The organism is Niallia sp. Sow4_A1, from assembly GCF_052116745.1.
Lineage (GTDB): Bacteria > Bacillota > Bacilli > Bacillales > Cytobacillaceae > Niallia > Niallia hominis.
The window spans coordinates 136,010-153,046 of sequence record NZ_JBQKKM010000001.1 but is presented as its reverse complement, the minus strand read 5'-3'; the positions used below and the strand labels follow the sequence as shown (position 1 = coordinate 153,046).

Below are 17,037 nucleotides of genomic sequence, written 5' to 3'. Positions count from 1 at the left end.
TAAAAACTCTCCCTTAATCTATGTATTTGTTATTGATTAACTTTCATATTCGGATCGAGCGCATCTCTTAATCCATCACCGACAACATTAAACGCAAACACTGTAAGCATAATGGCAATACCAGGAATAATCGTCATATGAGGAGATGTCCACATATACGCCTGGCCTTGTGATATCATTGCTCCCCATTCAGGTGTCGGCGGCTGAGCCCCTAATCCTAAATAACTGAGGGATGCAGTGGATAGAATGGCTGTTGCCATCCGCATCGTTGCAAACACGATAATTGGTGCTGTACAGTTTGGCAAAATATGCTTGAACATAATGCGTACATCACTTGCTCCCAGTGATTTCATTGCCAAGACATATTCTTGTTTTTTCACTGATAAGACAGAGCCTCTGACAATTCTGGCACAAGAAGGAATGGACCAGATACTTATCGCAATCGCAACATTTACTAAACTCGTACCAAGCACAGCAATGATAAGCATTGCAAGCAAAATGCCTGGAAAGGAAAATAATAAGTCTACTATCCTCATAATAATTCCATCTAATTTACGATAATATCCTGCTAATAACCCTAATGTAATCCCGCCAACTAATCCAAGAGCGACGGCAATACTACCTACTACAAGAGAAATTCTTGCTCCATAAGCAATTCTGCTCCACATATCACGCCCATAATTATCTGTACCGAGCCAGTGCCCTTCCGTGAACATTGGTAATTCAGTTGCTTCGAGGTTTTGACGAGCAGGATCATAGCTTGTGATTAACGGTGCAGCTATTGCTATAACTATTTGCAAAATAATAATAATCAACCCAACGACCGCTAACCGATTTTTAATTAATTTTTTCCAAGTGTCTAATAGAAAGGAATCTTTTTTCACTTTCTTCACAGCTGGAGATAGTTGTGGATTTGGTACAGTTTCCATTGGTTTCCCCCTTTCCTAATTGTCATAGCTGATTCTTGGATCTACAAATACATATATAATATCTACGATTAAATTGACTAAAACAAAGAGGGAAGCTACCAATAATACAGAACCTTGCACCATTGGAAAATCTCTTGAAGCAATCGCATCAATCATTAATCTTCCAACACCGTTTATCGCAAAAACTTGTTCCGTAATAATTGTTCCTCCTAATAATCCTCCAAAGTTAACGCCAATTACGGTAATGACTGGAATCATTGCATTTTTCATTGCATGAACACCAATAATGGAACTTTCTTTTACCCCTTTTGCTCTTGCTGTTCGTACATAATCAGCTTGAATGACTTCTAGCATCGAAGAACGACTCATCCTGGCAATCATTGCAGCTGAACCTGTTCCTAATGTAATAGCAGGCAGAATTAACTGTTGCATTCCTTCTATCGTCCAAAATGGAGCATCTAATCCACCGACCGGCAGTATTTGCAGATTCACGGCAAATACTAAAATTAAGATGGAGCCTAGCCAAAAGTTTGGAATTGATATCCCACCTAAGGAAAATACCGTGCTAAATACATCTAGCCATGAGTTTTGCTTGAGTGCTGAAATAATACCAGCAACCAACCCAATGACGATTGCAACAATGATACTTGCTATCGCTAAATTCAAAGTATTTGGAAATCTTATGGCGATAGCTTCTGATACAGATTGTTTCGTCTGATAAGAATAACCTAGATCACCCTGTAAGACATTTTTTAGATAATCCCAATACTGTACAAGAAAGGGTTTGTTCAATCCTAAGCTTTCTTTAATCGCATCAATATCAGAAGATGATGCTGTTGGTCCTGCTATGATTGAAGCTGGATCCCCCGGTGCCAAGTGCATACTAGCAAAAACTAAGAAAGATATTCCAATAAGCAATAATACTAGCTGAAATAACCTTCTAATAATCATCGAGATCAACCGTCTCACCTTCCCCTCTTTGTAAAAATAACCAATTTCCACTTTCAAAAGTAAACTAAATTTCTTTATTTAATTAACAAACGAAAGCAAATATTTAATATTCATGATTATAAGATAGTTATAATAAGAATTCTAGTGATTTTTCAAAAAAATTTAATAATTTTATATATTCAATATTAACAGAATCATTGTAAACCTTTTCGTTTCCCTATCATTTAGTTTTCCGAAATAATAATATGTTTTTCACAAAGATTTCTACTAATACGGAAAAGGAAAAGACTATAGAAACACTTCTCTAATAATCATTCAAAAATAGGTATTAATATACATTATTCTATTAAATTTAGGATTATCTCTCACAAAAAGTCTTCTTTAGATAAAGAATTAAAAAGAGCATTACTATTCCAATAAAATAAAAGGTTCCATCATTTACCTATAAACTTTTTCAGAAGAAATTTGTAGAATTTTGCAATAAAAACACGAGTCGTCGGTTTTTATTTCCTTTTACTGAAAAATATATTATAGAATTTCTGAATACGTTTCGTATAAAAACAAAAAAATCAAACCGAATGGATTTGATTTTTCTTTGCTATGTATCAAATTTTTAAGCCATTTCTACTTTTAAATCTTCTTAAAAGGATATGGCTCTCTACTCGTGTTATACCTTCTAAGGAATATAGTTCATTGTTCGTGAAGCTTTCTAACGCTTCAAAGTCTTCCACTAGGACGTGCATATGCAAAGTACTTGGCCCTGTCATTTGATAGCAGCTTGCTACAACTGGATTTTCCGCAAGCGTTTGTGCTACTTGAATAAGGGAAGCTGGCTCACAGTCCACTTCAAAAAAGGCCGAAACCGTCTTACCTACTTTTTCGGAATTGATGACAGCACTAAATTTTTCAATGACTCCATTTTCGATTAATTGACTGACTCTTTCTCTGATTGCCACTCGTGACAAATTTAGTTCTTTCCCGATCTCCACATAGGACAGCCTGCCATTTGCTGTAAGTAATTCTAATATCTTTTTATCTGTTTCATCCAATTTCATGTAACCACCACGCATCTTCTGTTTTAAATCATGTCTCATTATAGCCTTTCCTTTAAAAATAGGGAAGTATTTTTTAGAATTTTCAAACTTTCAAATGCGAATTACAAATTAGCTTTAGGAATTTGGAGAGTTTGTCTATTGACATATATGATGTACAAAAAGAGAGGCTTATTTTTTGAATGCTTATATTGATATTTTATATTTCACAATATCTTTTCACCGTCTTACTTTATGAATAAAACCTGCAGCTTTTCGCTGCAGGTTTGTCTTTTATTGTGCTTCTATTAATCCGTATTTTCCATCTTTTCGTTTGTAGACGATATTCGTGTTATTTGTTTCAGCATCTGTATAGACGAAGAAGTTATGGCCCAATAAATCCATTTGCAGGATGGCTTCTTCGCTGTCCATTGGTTTTAGGTTGAAGCGTTTTTGGCGAACGATTTCTAGCTCTTGTTCTTCATCCTCACCACTTGGCACACTTTCATAAGAACCGAATAGTTCATTTAAATTGCCTTTTTCTCTATGCTTACGATTTACTTTTGTTTTATGTTTTCTTATTTGTCTTTCTAATTTATCTGAGATTAAATCGATTGCTGCGTACATGTCCATATGGTCTTCTTCTGCACGCAACAGCAGCTGGGACATTGGAATCGTAACCTCGACCTTAGACGTTTTGTCATTATATGTTTTAAGGTTGACGTTTACTTTTGCATCTGGTGTTTCAGAAAAATATCTTTCTAATTTGGATATTTTCTTCTCGACATACTCTCTAATTGCTGGAGTTACCTCAATGTTTTCTCCTCTAATGTTGAAATTCATAAGTTACTCCTCCTTTATAATTTCCAGTGCAAGTCTTATTTTTTCCTAATGGTAAATAGAAATATACCTAGAAGGAATCATTTTGACTATACTATATATTTCTAGCCTACCCTACTAAAATCCTGCTAAAACGATATGAAATTTCGACAAACTTGTGAACATTTTTATGAGGAAATTTATTAGTATAATAATTCCAGCAAATTTTTATGTCAGAAAATGTTTCAATCAACGGCGGACAGGATATATATACAGCATAAATAAAACGTCACGTTCCTTAAATATAAAGAAACTTATTCCTGCTAAAAGAATTAGTTATTTTAAGAATTTAGATAGGCAAAAGGCCGTCAATACTAGTATTTTTCGTATTAAAGGTTAATTCTATTGTTGTTAAATATCTAGACAACCAATTGCACTATTTAAAAACATTTCGACATAATCTATGAGGAGAAGCCTATATTCCTAACAAAAGATGTAATTGTGAGTATCATCACCTAGGTTTGTGTCGAGATTTATCGAAATTAATCAAAATATTTTTACAATTCATTGTTTTATATTTGCTACAATGAACACATTAAGAAATTAACTTGGAGGTACAATGAATGAGTGAAAAAATTTTACAAAATCAGCATGAAGCAGAATTAAAAGAAATGGAAGAGGAAGAGTACTTTTATAAACTTTGGGAAGATGATCGTTTATAACGAAATAGATCTACTTACTTGATAGAAACGTGAGGAACATTTTCTTTTTAAGAGATGTTCTTAAAATTTGAAAAAATTCTGGAAAAATAAGGAGCATCTTACTTTCTCTTGAAATTCTAACAATGGAAGATTTGACAACGCATACTGGAGGGATCTATTTTGAATAAAAAATGTATCGCAATGCTTTTAGCTGGAGGAAGAGGGACAAGACTAAAAAAACTAACAGAAGAATTAGCGAAACCAGCAGTACCATTTGGAGGAAAATATCGTATAGTTGATTTCACTTTAAGCAATTGCCGTAATTCAGGAATAGATACCGTTGGTGTACTAACACAATACCAGCCACATGTACTGCAAAATTACATTAAAGACGGAAAAGATTGGGATTTGGACAGCAGAGATGGCGGACTAAGCATCCTTCCTCCATACCAATGTGGTACAGAAGAACGCTGGTATGATGGTACAGCACATGCTATCTATCAAAATATATCCTATATTGACCAGTATAACCCGGAATATGTTCTCGTTATTTCTGGCGACCATATTTATAAAATGGATTACAACCTAATGTTACAACAGCATATAAAAACAGGCGCAGATGCAACGATTTCTGTGACAGAAGTTCCATGGGAAGAAGCTAGCCGCTTCGGAATCATGAATACAGACAGCAAAAGCAACCGCATCGTTGATTTCGAGGAAAAGCCAGCTAACCCACAGTCAAATCTTGCTTCAATGGGTGTCTATATCTTTAAATGGAAAACACTTAAAAACTATTTACAAAAAGAAGAAAAAAATGAATTATCATCAAAGGATTTTGGGAAAGATATTATTCCTGCCATGCTTACAGATAACCGCAAATTACACGCCTATACGTTTAAAGGCTACTGGAAAGACGTTGGGACAATCGACAGCTTCTGGGAAGCAAATATGGACTTATTATCAAAAGAAAGCAATATCTTTCTAAATGACAAAGACTGGACCGTATTTACCCACGAACACTGCTTTGCCCCATCCTATATTGAATCTTCCGCTACCGTAAAACGCTCCATTATTAGTGAAGGCTGCGAAATTTATGGAACAGTAGAAAACTCTGTCATCTTCCATGATGTCATTATCGGAAAAGGATCAATCGTTAAAGACTCCGTACTCCTTCCTGGAACCGTTATCGGTGAAAATGTAGTCATCGAAAAAAGTGTCACTGCTTGTAAAGTAAAAGTGGAGGATCATAGCATTATTGCACCAGAAGACGCAGATTCGGAGATTGTGTTGATTGGTGAGAATGTGGAGAATAAGCAGACTCGTGTTGGGTTGTCTCGGGTGATTTAAATAACTGGGACAGTGGGGGTCAGGTTCCTTGTCCCAGTTCTCAGTGGGACAGTGGGGTCAGGTTCTCTGTCCCAGCTTAACTTAAAAGGAAAAAGGGAGCAAGTATCCACAATTGGATATTCGCTCCCTTTCTTCTGTTTTCATCTCCTTCTTCTTACTTTGCACGCTGAACAACGCTTTTGGATATGCCAGTAAGTCTTGCTATTTGTCTAATAGTTACTCCTTCTATGCATTTCAGCTTCTTTAATAATTTATCTCTCTCTTTTTTATTCAGTTTCTGTAGGGTAGCATTATTGGGTATTTCTAAACTCCTCATTATTTTCAAAACTTCTTCATCAGCAACTTTAACAGCGTTATTCGAATCTAAACAGTTCTCTTCATTAAGTTCAAAAGAATATGCTTTAAATAATTCTAATGCTTTCTTCTCATCACTCGAAAATAGTTGAAGAGCAAGTTCTGTATCAACCAAATTAGGTTTATCCATATACTCGCTTATGCTCGTCCATTTACAATTCAAAACATTCTTTGATACACCAGCTTTTAGTGGATTTTGATGAATATATCGAAGCACCGTTAAAAAGTATCTCACATCTTCAACGGTCTCACTTTTAAACCGCCCCTCAAACAAATGGCCACTCCTATCATATTTTGCATTATACCAATGGACATAACTGGAGCTAATTCTCTTCACTATCTCTGAAATAGATTCATCTGTTTCTTTACACAAAAGATGAATATGATTATCCATCAAACTATAACCATATAACTTAAACTTACAAATCCCCTTATACTTTTTTAATGTTTTTAAGTATTGGATTTTATCCACGTTATCTTCAAAAATAATTTGTCTATTAATACCTCTTATAATAATGTGATAAATACCATTCACACTCTTTTTTCTTGGATTTCTTGCCAATAAGCACCACCTCCATACAATAACTAAATTTACTCCTAGAGATTTATTCGTTTTCGGGAATGGATGATAGAAGGTTTTAACATGTGGAAAAAGAAGGAGAAAAAGAGAAGAGAAATAACTCTGCCTACTTATTTCAACAAAAATAAAGCTAATCCTCTAACTAAACAGAAAAAAAGTGGGACAAGGAACCTGGCCCCTTGACCCACTATTTGCGTTTATCGTAAAACATGCCATCCGTTTGCAAGGATTGATATGGATTAACATATTTCTGATTGGATTTTTTTTTGTATTCTAGGCTTCTTATTTCTTTTTGAATCGATTGCTTTTCTTTTTGTAGCAATGCAACCAATTCTTTATCTTGCTGCAAGAGAGCCTGTCCGATTTTCTGTTCGGTTTCTGTCGTTGGTGACGTAAGAAGTGTCAGACAAGCTTGCCTTTGATCGAGAAGCTGATTGACTTTCTCCGTATCTACTTCCGATTCACCCTTTAACAGCTCCACCAATTCATTCGTAATAGCATAGCATCGCTTTAATGCTTCCATTATGCTTGGCCGCCCTGACCATGCTGTTTTTGACGATTAAGAACAATCGCCTCTTTCCATGTATCACGGAATTCAGTCACTAGTGATTCTACTTCTTCAATAAGCGCCCTATTATTCTCAATATTTGCCTTAATCAACTGACGATTCATATAATCATACAACGACATCAAATTTTGTGAAATTGGAATATCCATATTTAATGTTACCATTAATTCCTTAATGATATTTTGTGATTTTTGGATATTTAAATTGCGTGTTGGAATATCTTTCTCATCAATTGCTTTTTTGGCTAAGTGTAAAAATTTTAGACAGCCGTTATAAAGCATTAATGTTAAATCTCCAGCAGAGGCAGTATTTACTGCATTTTGCTGATAGGATTGATATGGATTAGAAATGGCCATTTTTTAAATCTCCTTTTTATTAAGAACTAAACATACTTGTTAAATACGTAGACTGGCTGTTTGCCTTGTTGATTGCCGTTTCCATTGCTGTAAAACGAGCCCAATAGCGGGATTCAAGCATCTCTAATTTATCCTCAAACCGGGTTATTTGGTCAGAATAATTATTTAATACCTTTCCGAGTGTAAATGTATTATTTACACTAGAAGCCTTCCCTGCTTTTGCTGTGATATCCGTCATCGCTGTTTTTAAGCTATCTCTTAAGCGACGAGCAATTCCTTGTTCCGAACTTGTGTCACCATCCTTTTGAAAAAGTTCATAGACAGCGTTTGGATCTGCAGAAATTGCCTCTCTTAGTTTATCTTCATCAATCGTTAGCTTCCCACCATCTAAATAATTGGCAGTTGTGGTAATTCCAATTTGCGATAGTTGTGTGTAGGTAGATGTTCCGCTAACAGGTGAGCTAAAATTAGAACGCATTTTTGATAAAACATTCGTTAATATGGAATCATTTTTCAATGTACCACTTTTTGCTAGTTTTTCCCATTTTTCAATTTCATCCTCTGTCATATCTTCCTTCTGTGCATCTGTTAGAGGAGCATAGTCACGATACTTTGATTCTGTTGTTTTGGCACGGATTTTTTCTACTGCTTCGTTATATTTATTAACGAATTGGGTAATTGTATCTAAAATGCTGTCCACATCTGGTGTAGAAGAGAATGTTACTGGATCTGTTGTAACTTTTTTGGCAGTGAATTCTACTCCATTGATGGTGAAGGTGTTGGATGGACGAGTGATTTCTAGCCCATTGTATTCAACTTTAGCGTTGGTTCCAGCATTTCCTGCATCTTTATCTGCTGCAAGAACATTATTAGAATTAATCCCTAAAATATTATTAAAGAACTTATTTCCAACTTGCCCATCACCAGTATCAGTGAGAATAATCTCTGGTGTACGATCAATATCTCCTGAACCAGCAATATTCCCTGTATTTTTAGCAGTAAAGGAAATCTTTTGCGTAAAAGTATCATAGAAAGCTGTTACTCCAGAATCTTTATTAATTTTAGAAATGATGCTATCCAATGTATCTTCTTTAGTAATAGTTAGCTCATAAGGCTTTTCTTGCATTACTCCATCTTTGTTAATCGCACTAATTGTTATTGTCTGGTCTGCTGTTAAACCATATTCACTAAGAGGTTTTGAAGAATCGGTAACCCTAGATTTTGTATAACTATGCATGGATGCAGCAGATGCAATTTCTTCTATTTTTACTGTACCCGAAAAATCAATCGTCGAATTGACATTTTTTACAGATAGTGCATCCGAATTAGATATAGCCACTGTCTTCTTAATATAACTTGCTTCCTTTGCCACTCCATTAAAAATAGTAGTATCTAAATCTAGCAACAAAGAATTCATCTCACGGTAGTCATCTCGCTGCCATTCTGTATATGTCTTTTTCTGATTTATCTTATCTAGTGGTACCTTTTCTGCTGTCATTAACTGTTCAACAAGGGTATCAATATCCATTCCACTAGCTAATCCACCAATTCTTAATACCATCCTAACTCACCTCTTCTAAATCTTTTCATCAATCACTAAGCCCATAAATTCCTTCATTGCTGCATACATATCGAGCATTTTCTTAGAAGGAATTTCGCGGACTACTTCTTTCGTATCATCATCAATTACCGTTACATAATAATCATTTAATTTCTCATGAAGCTCAAACTTCAAAGAAGTATGGGAAGGCTGCATAAAAGCATTAATACTTTCAATTACTTCATCTAATTGCTCTTTATTTGGTTTTGGACCATAAAGCTGCAATGGAGCATCCATTTTACTATCTACTGTTTTCTCTATACCATTTATATTTTCCGCTTGTCTAGATGTGTAAAGATTTTGTTGGGAACCAATTCGTTCTATCATTTTAATTATCCCCCTGTGGCTACAACTAGAATTTATATATCTTATATCGGTTATTTTGAGAGATATTTAAGGAATAAAAGGAAAGAAGTTATTTTAGAGAGGAATGTACTATGTAGGATAGTACTAATTGCCATTATTAAAAACATTAGGATTATTGAACTATATAAAATAATCCTTTTTCTAATTCGATAATTTCTTCCTTTAATGCGATGAGTCGGGAATTCAATCTATTAGTTTCTTCCTTGGTCAGATTATTATTTAATGCATACTCTGCTATTTCTCTCATTTCGTGAAGTTTTATATTAATTTCATCTAAGATGGTAGAATGTTCCTTACTTCTTTTTAATTCATCTTCAAGAAATTCTTTATATTCTTTAATATTTTTATCCATTTCCAGACCCCCAGTAATTATAAGCTTTCTTACAGAAAAAAGAGAACCTAATATAAATACTAGACTCTTCTATATTAAAGTCAAAATTAAAAGTTTAAAACTCTTATGCAACCTTGATAATTTTCATAGCTAATCCATCAACATTTGGGTAATAATCATGCACAAAATCGCTATCCAAAGTGGCTAAATAATCAAATTCATTTATTCTTGCAATAGCTAAATGAACCGAATCAGTTGAATCCAGCTGGGTTAGTTGCATATGTACTTTAGCTAACTCATTTTCCTCAAAACCATCAGAGAACAATTCTACCTCAAATTCGAGTTCTTCTCTCATTTTCCGAATAAAATTATTAAAAATTTCCAATGCAAGATGGTAAAAAATATCCAACAAATACCGTTTGTTTTGGTCTTCTTTTGCCCGTTTAATTAACTCACCGACATTTGCTGCTACTTCTCTGTTGTAAAACCTTAGTATATCTTCATCTTTAGCTACTCTGTAAAGATATCGAGCAGAATCTAGATTAATTAATTTTCCTTTTTCGTCATCACTTAATTTATCAAATCCATTCCTTGTATTGTTAAGAAGTTGTTTTTTTTCATGATAAACCTGAAGGGAACCTAATACTAACATTTGAAATAAGCGATTGGTTACTTCGGTAAAGGTATGATTACTATATCCAAGCTTCACCTCATTTTCCGCCCAAATATCAAGAGTATCGGCTACATCCAGCTTTCTGAGATCTGTTTTATCTAGGTACGCCAAAATAAAACAAGCATCCAAATAAACAGATGCTTTAAATAAATTCTCATTATTCATTTGCTCAGCATCAATAATATAGTCCATTTGACAACTACCTTCCTTGTTTGTGTAAATCTACAAGTGTGCGACCAAATGCACCATAAATGCCAATTTCATCTTGGATTTCACGTGCACTCTTTTTCTTTTCCTTACTAAAATCAGATTTTCTCACAGTATCAACTTTTCCTGTTGACTGTTTAATAGTTGTTGGCATCAATCGTATCACTCCATTTTCCTTTTTCTTTTCTTTTCTGTAGCTACTATTTCTATAATTGTCCACGATTTACCTCCTTTTCATAAGAGTTTTATTTCTATTTTCCACAAAAATACGATCATATAAACATTCAGAAAATTTCATGAGATTTTTTTGTAAATTGATGAAGAGAAAGCGATCGCCTTCAAAACTTCGAGCAGATACTTCCTTGTTCCATAATCAGCAATCCACTCTTCATCATCCACATATCAGAGCATTCCAATGAGCAATAATCTATTTCTTCATGATAAAAATTACGGCGGTTATAACCTACATCCTTTCTTTTGTCCTAAATGATAAATAACTTGTACATTGTTCCTATAACCTAGTCTATATACATCATCTTTTCTCCTTCTTCAATGGAAAAAGGATCTCCCTCCAAAGAGAGAAATCACATTTTGACGAACATTATTATAATCATGAATGTTCAATATATTCTTATTTTTAATATTGATTCAGTGATTCAAAAAAGGAACGTAAAAAACTTCCTTACATTAATTCTATTTCATCATCGTAAAATAAAAAATTGGTTCTATTATCAAACTTAATGTTATAAGCGTTTTCTTCTAAAATCCTCTTTTAAATTTTTTTACCTTTTATTCCAATAATCGTTTACAATAGTTGCTATACTTGCTTAGAATGATTCTAGTTTATATTTACTACTTTAACTCTATCATCTAATCGAAATCTCATCTTAACCATACATTAAAATTTAAAAAGAAACCAAGCAAAAATTAGAGTCTCCCTCATAAAAACAAAAATTAAAGAAGAAATTGTAATACTCCTTGTGGCATTTGATTAGATTAAGCGAATACTTACTTATATAAATGAATAACTATATCATCAACCTCTCGTGTTTAGTGAGGGTCTAGCACTTCGGATTCACAATACTCCTGATATATATTATTTCACCTATGGATTTCACCCATCATTACTGTTAGACTTAGAAGATTTATCCTACTCGGTTTATGAAAATCCAAAAATATTGTAATGTTTTAAATTAAAATGTTCAAGAAAGGAAAGATATCGTAATTTCTATTCTATGAAGATTCTATCTAAATCCTTTGCCTTCTATACCATAAATCTTAGCATTTCTCAGACGTCACTTCACCCTTGACTCCATCAAACTACCCAAAAACATACCAGTTTAAGTTCAAAAGTACGGTCATTGAAATAATTCGGATATATGATCTCAATTTTGGCTCATTAAAAGCTCTCTCAAATTGGTCCCTTAATAAACTATCTCTCCTAAAAAATTCTTCCGCTATTTCATTCCTATCCCTAAGATCACTAAACTCTTTTACAATTATCGATTCAATATGAATTAAATTTTTCAAGGCGATTTCTGGTATTGAATCCAGTTGTAACGTTTCATTCAACATATTTTGAATTATTACTGAAAATGGTTCATCTTTGATTCTCTCAATCTCGGAACAGGCTAACCCAATTGTTCCCGGTTCATCAAATACCCATCTTTTATGATTTTTCATATTAGTTGCTCGGACAAACGTAGAGTTTTCAACAAGTGAATGATTATGTATATGTCTAAATAAATCATTATTAGAATGAAATACTGGACACGCGTAAACAATTAATGCTTTATTACCTAGTTTAGTCGCTAGCCTTTCTAGAGCTTTTTGTTGGTGTTCCATTACTTCGAACCTATAATATGATCCTTTAATCCCATTACGTGCATACTGGTTGTTTCTTCCATATAAATACTCAGGTCTCTTTGCCTGTACAAAAAGGTTAAGATTAAATGTTGGCAACTGCTTTTTTGAGTCTATTCGTCTCCATATATAACCCCAGTTAAAATCATCAACTATAACACCATTCATAGGCGAACTAAGACCAAACAATAACCAAAAATTAGGGTTTTGAGCGTTTAATGCAGAATCTATTCCAAAATGCTCCTCAAATACTTGACCGGGGGGCCAATAGATATGATTGTTAAATAAAAGTTGTGTATTAAGAGGACCTTCATAAGATTTTTCCTCAAAGGCTGCTTTTTCCATAAACCCATCCTTATATTTAATCTGTTTGAATTTCCAACTAATTAATTATTATCCATTCAACTAAGTACATTAGTAAAAGAGACCCTAGCATAACTAGAGTCCCTTCCAAATAATCTAATATTAACGAAGAAGTTGTAGAACTCCTTGTGGTTGTTGGTTCGCTTGCTTTGCGACTGTATCTTTCGATTACAGAATAGACTATATCTTCATCCATGTTTTCCATGGAGCTGGGCACTTCGAACAGCTGTTGCTGCCCTACGAGATTCATAGTCATAGCATTCACCTTAGACCGTGTTCTCTAGTCGTTGAACCTTCTCCAGAGTTTCCTCACAGGAGCTTGGCTGCTGATTATCCATTGTGTCATCCTCATCATTTTCACACCTTCACGCTGACCATTTCCAGTTACGTTGTGGTTGATGAAGCTTTAGGAAGTTCCAGCAATTCACCCAGTTGTACTCCAGCTCGTTACCAAGCTAGACGCCCTTCGAATCAAATTAACGAAGAAGTTGTAATACTCCTTGTGGCATTTGATTTGATTGAGCCAACATTGCTTGTGCGGCTTGAGAAAGAATAGAATTCTTTGTTTGTTCCATCATTTCTTTCGCCATGTCAACGTCACGTACACGAGACTCAGCAGCTGTTAAGTTTTCAGAAGAAGTACCTAAGTTATTGATTGTGTGTTCTAAACGGTTTTGGAATGCACCAAGGTTAGAACGTTGAGTTGATACTTTTTCAATCGCATCATTAATTTTAGTAATTGCTTCTTCTGCACCTGCTTTATTAGATAAATCGATATCTTTAATTCCTAAAGCATCAGTACGCATATCTTCAATGGTAACTTTCATTTTTTGAGTTTGGTTAGCTCCGATTTGGAAGTCAACTCCACCACCTTGAGTTGCACTATTTTGCTTAGCCACCCCTAATAATTGAGCTGCTTCACTATCGTCAAACTTAATACTACTTGTTGCTTTATCAGAACCGCTAGTTACAACAAATGAACCATCTTTAACACCTACGGTTACGTTCTTAATCTGTTTGTCAGATGGTACAGTGGCATTATAATCATCAATTGTATCGTTAATATCCTTTGCAAATTCATCCGATAAAGACTCTAATGTAGTAGTTCCTGCTGTTGCAGAAGCTCCTCCAACTGAAGCCCAAGTAACTTCTAATTCAACCCCATCAATTGTCACTTTTGAAGTATCAGCTGCATCAACCGCACCAAGTTTTGCTGCTCCTGCCGCATCAAAAATACCTTCACTACCAGTTACAGATGTAGTTGGACTACCAGTGGCAGGTGCTATACCTGCGATTTCCCAATATTGATTTTTGCCAGTTTCAGCATCGGCTGTAATATCAATTGTAGAATCGCCACCTTCAGAGCCTGAAGTGAATACTAATTTAGTTGGTGCAGTAGCATCTTTTGCTACTGTAATATGAGCTACATCAGTGCCGAAATCCGAATTGTATTTATCAATAGCAGCATTGATAGTGTCTTGAGATAACTTAGCAAAGTCATCAATATTTGTCGCGCCCTGAATGTCAGCCTGTTTAATTGTAAAATTAATATCTGCTCCATCAACTTTAATAGAAGAACTTACATCAGCATCAATGTTTGCTATTTTTGCTGTTCCTCCATTAAAAGCTACTGCTAAAGCTCCAGTAGTTGCTTTAGTTTGCTTTCCTAATGCTTCACTAACCACTGCTGCATTATCAGTACCAGCTATCTTCTTCTCACCAATAGAACCATCAATAAGTTTTTTTGTATTAAATTCTGTAGTATTTCCAATGCGGTCAATCTCTTCTTTTAACTGATTAATTTCAGTGTTGATTGACTCACGGTCAGCATCTGTATTCGTATCATTAGAAGATTGTACTGATAATTCACGCATACGTTGAAGGATAGAATGTGTTTCATTTAAAGCTCCTTCAGCAGTTTGCAGCATACTTACACCATCTTGTGCATTTTTAGCAGCCATATCTAACCCACGAATTTGCCCACGCATTTTTTCGGAGATTGCTAGACCAGCAGCGTCATCTCCAGCTTTGTTAATACGAAGACCAGAAGATAATTTCTCCATTGATTTTGATTGAGCACCTGAAGCACTATTCAACTGACGATAAGTGTTCAATGCAGCAATATTATGATTAATTCTCATTGTTTGTTTTCCTCCTTGAATTTAGGTGTTCACATCCTTGTGAACATGATTATTTTTATTGGAGTTAGGAAGGTCGGCCGCCCTTCCGCCTCTTACTTTATATATCGTCTTTGCCATTCAAAGTTTAATAGTTTTTTGATAGTATTTTTTATTTTTTTATTAAAAGATTTTAGAGATAGCTATTTTAATAGAGTTTTTAACAAATAAAAAGCATAGCCTCTATCAGCTACGCCGTTTCTAATATACAATTCTAATTCAATACTTCCCTTTAAACAAATTCATAACTGTTGCAACATCCACAGAAGCCTGTTGATTTTCTGCAATAATTTCTTCATATACTTCTTTACGATATATTTCTACACTCTTTGGGGCTGAAATACCAATTTTAACTTGTTCTCCCTTAGAGGCAACAATAGTGATTTCAATATCATCCCCAATTTTTATTACTTCACCTTTTTTCCTTGTAAGAACTAACATTGAATCACCCCTTCACCAATATTGGTTTTGATTTTTCAAATAACGGGTGTTTTGTATGATAATTCGGTTCATTTAAAATGACTTGCTTTGCGATATTCTTCTCACTATTAATGACAACAGGTGCTTGCAGATTTGCTGTTGTCTTTTCAAATGGATCATGAACAGTTAATATACTAAAAACTAGGATATCTTCTTCTGATTCTAATTCCAATAGCTCAACAATATAATCCTCTAAAGTAAAATCATACTCCTGAAAAAAGGTAAAGGGATTGGACAGTACAAAAGCTAATTGTTGATTTCCCACAGATTGTAAGACAATAAATTGTCCTTCCTCATCAAGGGGTAAGAGAACAAATTCCTTTTCTTCGGGAAAACCAGGAATTGCTTGTGGAAATGTAATGACTTCTTTTTCTTGTATTTCTTTTTCACCATGATATTTCGTCGCTATTTTCACTTACATCATTCCTTTATATGTATTGTTCATAGTTTACCCCAATATACTTTAAATTTTCAAAGTCTATCTCTAAAGATGGATACTGTGCTAGTTGGATATTAACTTTAGCAGGCGTGTAATTAATTTCAGGATTGTTTATTTTAGTATTAATGACCGCTTTTTTCGGTTCAATCGAAACATTCACTTCTCCTGGGTCATAATTAATTTGGACACTATTTGGAGAAGGAATCCAGCCTATGCCAAATTGTTTCGGACTTCCTTGACTATTTCTTTTAGCCTGGGCAGCAATAGGGTTTCCACCATTTTGGATTTGTAGCAATTCATCGCGCTCTTGTCCTCTTCTTGCTATCCCTTCCATCACCGCCTGCTTTCCCTCTACCGCAGCATCTTCAATCATCCGTGGCACACTTTTATAGCCAACATCTTCCCTTGCCTTTGTTTGATCAATTGTCAATTGAGACGATCTTCTTTCGATCGTTAACTCTGCTTTTGGCTGTTCTATCTCTAATTCTGCCTGTTTTTGTCGAATCTCTAATGACCCCTTATCTACAGACATATCCAAACGCGCAGGTGTCGATTGTAATCTAATTTGCGGAAACATACATTCACATCCTTTTCTACTTTATAGTTTTTTTACTATATTCTGAAAACTGTTGTTATATAAAAATTCAACGACTAAATCCCTTTTAATAACTGGTTGATTGTAGTGGAAGGTGCGAGACTCCTGCGGGAAATGCGGGACAGGTGAGACCCCACAGACGGAACGTTGAGGAGGCTCACCGCCCGCCCCGCGGAAAGCGAGCATCCTGGAACGAAAAGCAACCAACCTATTTAAAAGCATGTATTTTATCCTTTTGTCAATTTCCCCAATAATAAAGACAAAATAATAAATAGGAGCCAAACCATCAGACCAAAACAATAGTCAG

The 17,037-nt window shown here is 34.7% G+C and carries 20 protein-coding genes; 1 reads left to right on the top strand and 19 read right to left on the bottom strand.

The genetic code is table 11. The features are described from left to right. Positions 1-29: 29 nt before the first annotated feature. The 4 genes from ACTQ5K_RS00735 to hpf form a co-directional block, all read right to left on the bottom strand. Positions 30-929, bottom strand: coding sequence for an ABC transporter permease (locus ACTQ5K_RS00735; protein WP_349204442.1), 900 nt, complete (start codon positions 927-929; stop codon positions 30-32). 15 nt (positions 930-944) lie between these two features. Next, positions 945-1,889 carry a nickel ABC transporter permease gene (nikB, locus tag ACTQ5K_RS00730; RefSeq protein ID WP_031540558.1) on the bottom strand — a complete coding sequence of 315 codons (945 nt, stop codon included), beginning with the start codon at positions 1,887-1,889 and terminating at the stop codon, positions 945-947. A gap of 596 nt (positions 1,890-2,485) precedes the next feature. After that, a complete protein-coding gene (locus ACTQ5K_RS00725) occupies positions 2,486-2,935 on the bottom strand; it encodes an Lrp/AsnC family transcriptional regulator (RefSeq protein ID WP_031540559.1) in 450 nt (149 codons plus the stop codon). Between the two features lie 270 nt (positions 2,936-3,205). Beyond that, the gene (hpf, locus tag ACTQ5K_RS00720; RefSeq protein WP_031540560.1) at positions 3,206-3,754 is read right to left on the bottom strand and encodes a ribosome hibernation-promoting factor, HPF/YfiA family; all 549 of its coding nucleotides are present in this window, start codon (positions 3,752-3,754) and stop codon (positions 3,206-3,208) included. A gap of 854 nt (positions 3,755-4,608) precedes the next feature. On the opposite strand from hpf, the gene ACTQ5K_RS00715 reads away from it, so the two are divergent. Further along, positions 4,609-5,778: a glucose-1-phosphate adenylyltransferase gene (locus ACTQ5K_RS00715; RefSeq protein ID WP_311296729.1), complete on the top strand. Its 1,170-nt coding sequence runs from the start codon at positions 4,609-4,611 to the stop codon at positions 5,776-5,778. Between the two features lie 154 nt (positions 5,779-5,932). Here the strand turns inward: ACTQ5K_RS00715 and ACTQ5K_RS00710 are convergent, their stop codons facing one another. From ACTQ5K_RS00710 to ACTQ5K_RS00640, 15 genes are all read right to left on the bottom strand, one after another. Then, on the bottom strand, positions 5,933-6,694 hold the full coding sequence (locus tag ACTQ5K_RS00710; protein ID WP_441993213.1) for a transposase: 762 nt from the start codon (positions 6,692-6,694) through the stop codon (positions 5,933-5,935). A gap of 205 nt (positions 6,695-6,899) precedes the next feature. After that, positions 6,900-7,235, bottom strand: coding sequence for a flagellar protein FliT (locus ACTQ5K_RS00705; protein WP_349204444.1), 336 nt, complete (start codon positions 7,233-7,235; stop codon positions 6,900-6,902). Next, a complete protein-coding gene (gene fliS, locus ACTQ5K_RS00700; RefSeq protein WP_154708615.1) occupies positions 7,235-7,636 on the bottom strand; it encodes a flagellar export chaperone FliS in 402 nt (133 codons plus the stop codon). The genes ACTQ5K_RS00705 and fliS overlap by 1 nt, the downstream gene beginning before the upstream one ends. Before the next feature lie 19 nt (positions 7,637-7,655). Beyond that, positions 7,656-9,197: a flagellar hook-associated protein 2 gene (locus ACTQ5K_RS00695; RefSeq protein ID WP_349204445.1), complete on the bottom strand. Its 1,542-nt coding sequence runs from the start codon at positions 9,195-9,197 to the stop codon at positions 7,656-7,658. A 15-nt stretch (positions 9,198-9,212) separates the two neighbouring features. Next, positions 9,213-9,563: a flagellar protein FlaG gene (gene flaG, locus ACTQ5K_RS00690; protein WP_031540566.1), complete on the bottom strand. Its 351-nt coding sequence runs from the start codon at positions 9,561-9,563 to the stop codon at positions 9,213-9,215. 151 nt (positions 9,564-9,714) lie between these two features. Beyond that, positions 9,715-9,954 carry a hypothetical protein gene (locus ACTQ5K_RS00685; protein WP_441993210.1) on the bottom strand — a complete coding sequence of 80 codons (240 nt, stop codon included), beginning with the start codon at positions 9,952-9,954 and terminating at the stop codon, positions 9,715-9,717. A 103-nt stretch (positions 9,955-10,057) separates the two neighbouring features. After that, on the bottom strand, positions 10,058-10,798 hold the full coding sequence (locus tag ACTQ5K_RS00680) for a hypothetical protein (RefSeq protein ID WP_349204448.1): 741 nt from the start codon (positions 10,796-10,798) through the stop codon (positions 10,058-10,060). Positions 10,799-10,805: 7 nt separating this feature from the next. Next, the gene (locus tag ACTQ5K_RS00675) at positions 10,806-11,033 is read right to left on the bottom strand and encodes a hypothetical protein (protein ID WP_349204450.1); all 228 of its coding nucleotides are present in this window, start codon (positions 11,031-11,033) and stop codon (positions 10,806-10,808) included. A 1,100-nt stretch (positions 11,034-12,133) separates the two neighbouring features. Beyond that, positions 12,134-13,021, bottom strand: coding sequence for a hypothetical protein (locus ACTQ5K_RS00670; RefSeq protein ID WP_349204451.1), 888 nt, complete (start codon positions 13,019-13,021; stop codon positions 12,134-12,136). 37 nt (positions 13,022-13,058) lie between these two features. Next, entirely contained in the window at positions 13,059-13,295 is a 237-nt protein-coding gene (locus ACTQ5K_RS00665) for a hypothetical protein (protein ID WP_441993207.1), read from the bottom strand. A 220-nt stretch (positions 13,296-13,515) separates the two neighbouring features. Further along, entirely contained in the window at positions 13,516-15,180 is a 1,665-nt protein-coding gene (locus ACTQ5K_RS00660; RefSeq protein ID WP_441993205.1) for a flagellin N-terminal helical domain-containing protein, read from the bottom strand. Positions 15,181-15,435: 255 nt separating this feature from the next. After that, a complete protein-coding gene (gene csrA, locus ACTQ5K_RS00655) occupies positions 15,436-15,657 on the bottom strand; it encodes a carbon storage regulator CsrA (protein ID WP_251627591.1) in 222 nt (73 codons plus the stop codon). A gap of 4 nt (positions 15,658-15,661) precedes the next feature. Next, the gene (fliW, locus tag ACTQ5K_RS00650; RefSeq protein ID WP_251627593.1) at positions 15,662-16,111 is read right to left on the bottom strand and encodes a flagellar assembly protein FliW; all 450 of its coding nucleotides are present in this window, start codon (positions 16,109-16,111) and stop codon (positions 15,662-15,664) included. 13 nt (positions 16,112-16,124) lie between these two features. Next, entirely contained in the window at positions 16,125-16,712 is a 588-nt protein-coding gene (locus tag ACTQ5K_RS00645; protein ID WP_441993202.1) for a DUF6470 family protein, read from the bottom strand. A 21-nt stretch (positions 16,713-16,733) separates the two neighbouring features. After that, a complete protein-coding gene (locus tag ACTQ5K_RS00640; protein WP_441993200.1) occupies positions 16,734-17,030 on the bottom strand; it encodes a hypothetical protein in 297 nt (98 codons plus the stop codon). Positions 17,031-17,037 lie beyond the last annotated feature (7 nt).

Bases quoted from the DNA above. Each gene is read 5' to 3' on its own strand.
- ACTQ5K_RS00735 (WP_349204442.1), bottom strand. From the start codon at position 929: ATGGAAACTGTACCAAATCCACAACTATCTCCAGCTGTGAAGAAAGTG.
- ACTQ5K_RS00725 (WP_031540559.1), bottom strand. From the start codon at position 2,935: ATGAAATTGGATGAAACAGATAAAAAGATATTAGAATTACTTACAGCA.
- hpf (WP_031540560.1), bottom strand. From the start codon at position 3,754: ATGAATTTCAACATTAGAGGAGAAAACATTGAGGTAACTCCAGCAATT.
- ACTQ5K_RS00705 (WP_349204444.1), bottom strand. From the start codon at position 7,235: ATGGAAGCATTAAAGCGATGCTATGCTATTACGAATGAATTGGTGGAG.
- fliS (WP_154708615.1), bottom strand. From the start codon at position 7,636: ATGGCCATTTCTAATCCATATCAATCCTATCAGCAAAATGCAGTAAAT.
- ACTQ5K_RS00695 (WP_349204445.1), bottom strand. From the start codon at position 9,197: ATGGTATTAAGAATTGGTGGATTAGCTAGTGGAATGGATATTGATACC.
- flaG (WP_031540566.1), bottom strand. From the start codon at position 9,563: ATGATAGAACGAATTGGTTCCCAACAAAATCTTTACACATCTAGACAA.
- ACTQ5K_RS00685 (WP_441993210.1), bottom strand. From the start codon at position 9,954: ATGGATAAAAATATTAAAGAATATAAAGAATTTCTTGAAGATGAATTA.
- ACTQ5K_RS00680 (WP_349204448.1), bottom strand. From the start codon at position 10,798: ATGGACTATATTATTGATGCTGAGCAAATGAATAATGAGAATTTATTT.
- ACTQ5K_RS00670 (WP_349204451.1), bottom strand. From the start codon at position 13,021: ATGGAAAAAGCAGCCTTTGAGGAAAAATCTTATGAAGGTCCTCTTAAT.
- ACTQ5K_RS00665 (WP_441993207.1), bottom strand. From the start codon at position 13,295: ATGACTATGAATCTCGTAGGGCAGCAACAGCTGTTCGAAGTGCCCAGC.
- ACTQ5K_RS00660 (WP_441993205.1), bottom strand. From the start codon at position 15,180: ATGAGAATTAATCATAATATTGCTGCATTGAACACTTATCGTCAGTTG.
- csrA (WP_251627591.1), bottom strand. From the start codon at position 15,657: ATGTTAGTTCTTACAAGGAAAAAAGGTGAAGTAATAAAAATTGGGGAT.
- ACTQ5K_RS00645 (WP_441993202.1), bottom strand. From the start codon at position 16,712: ATGTTTCCGCAAATTAGATTACAATCGACACCTGCGCGTTTGGATATG.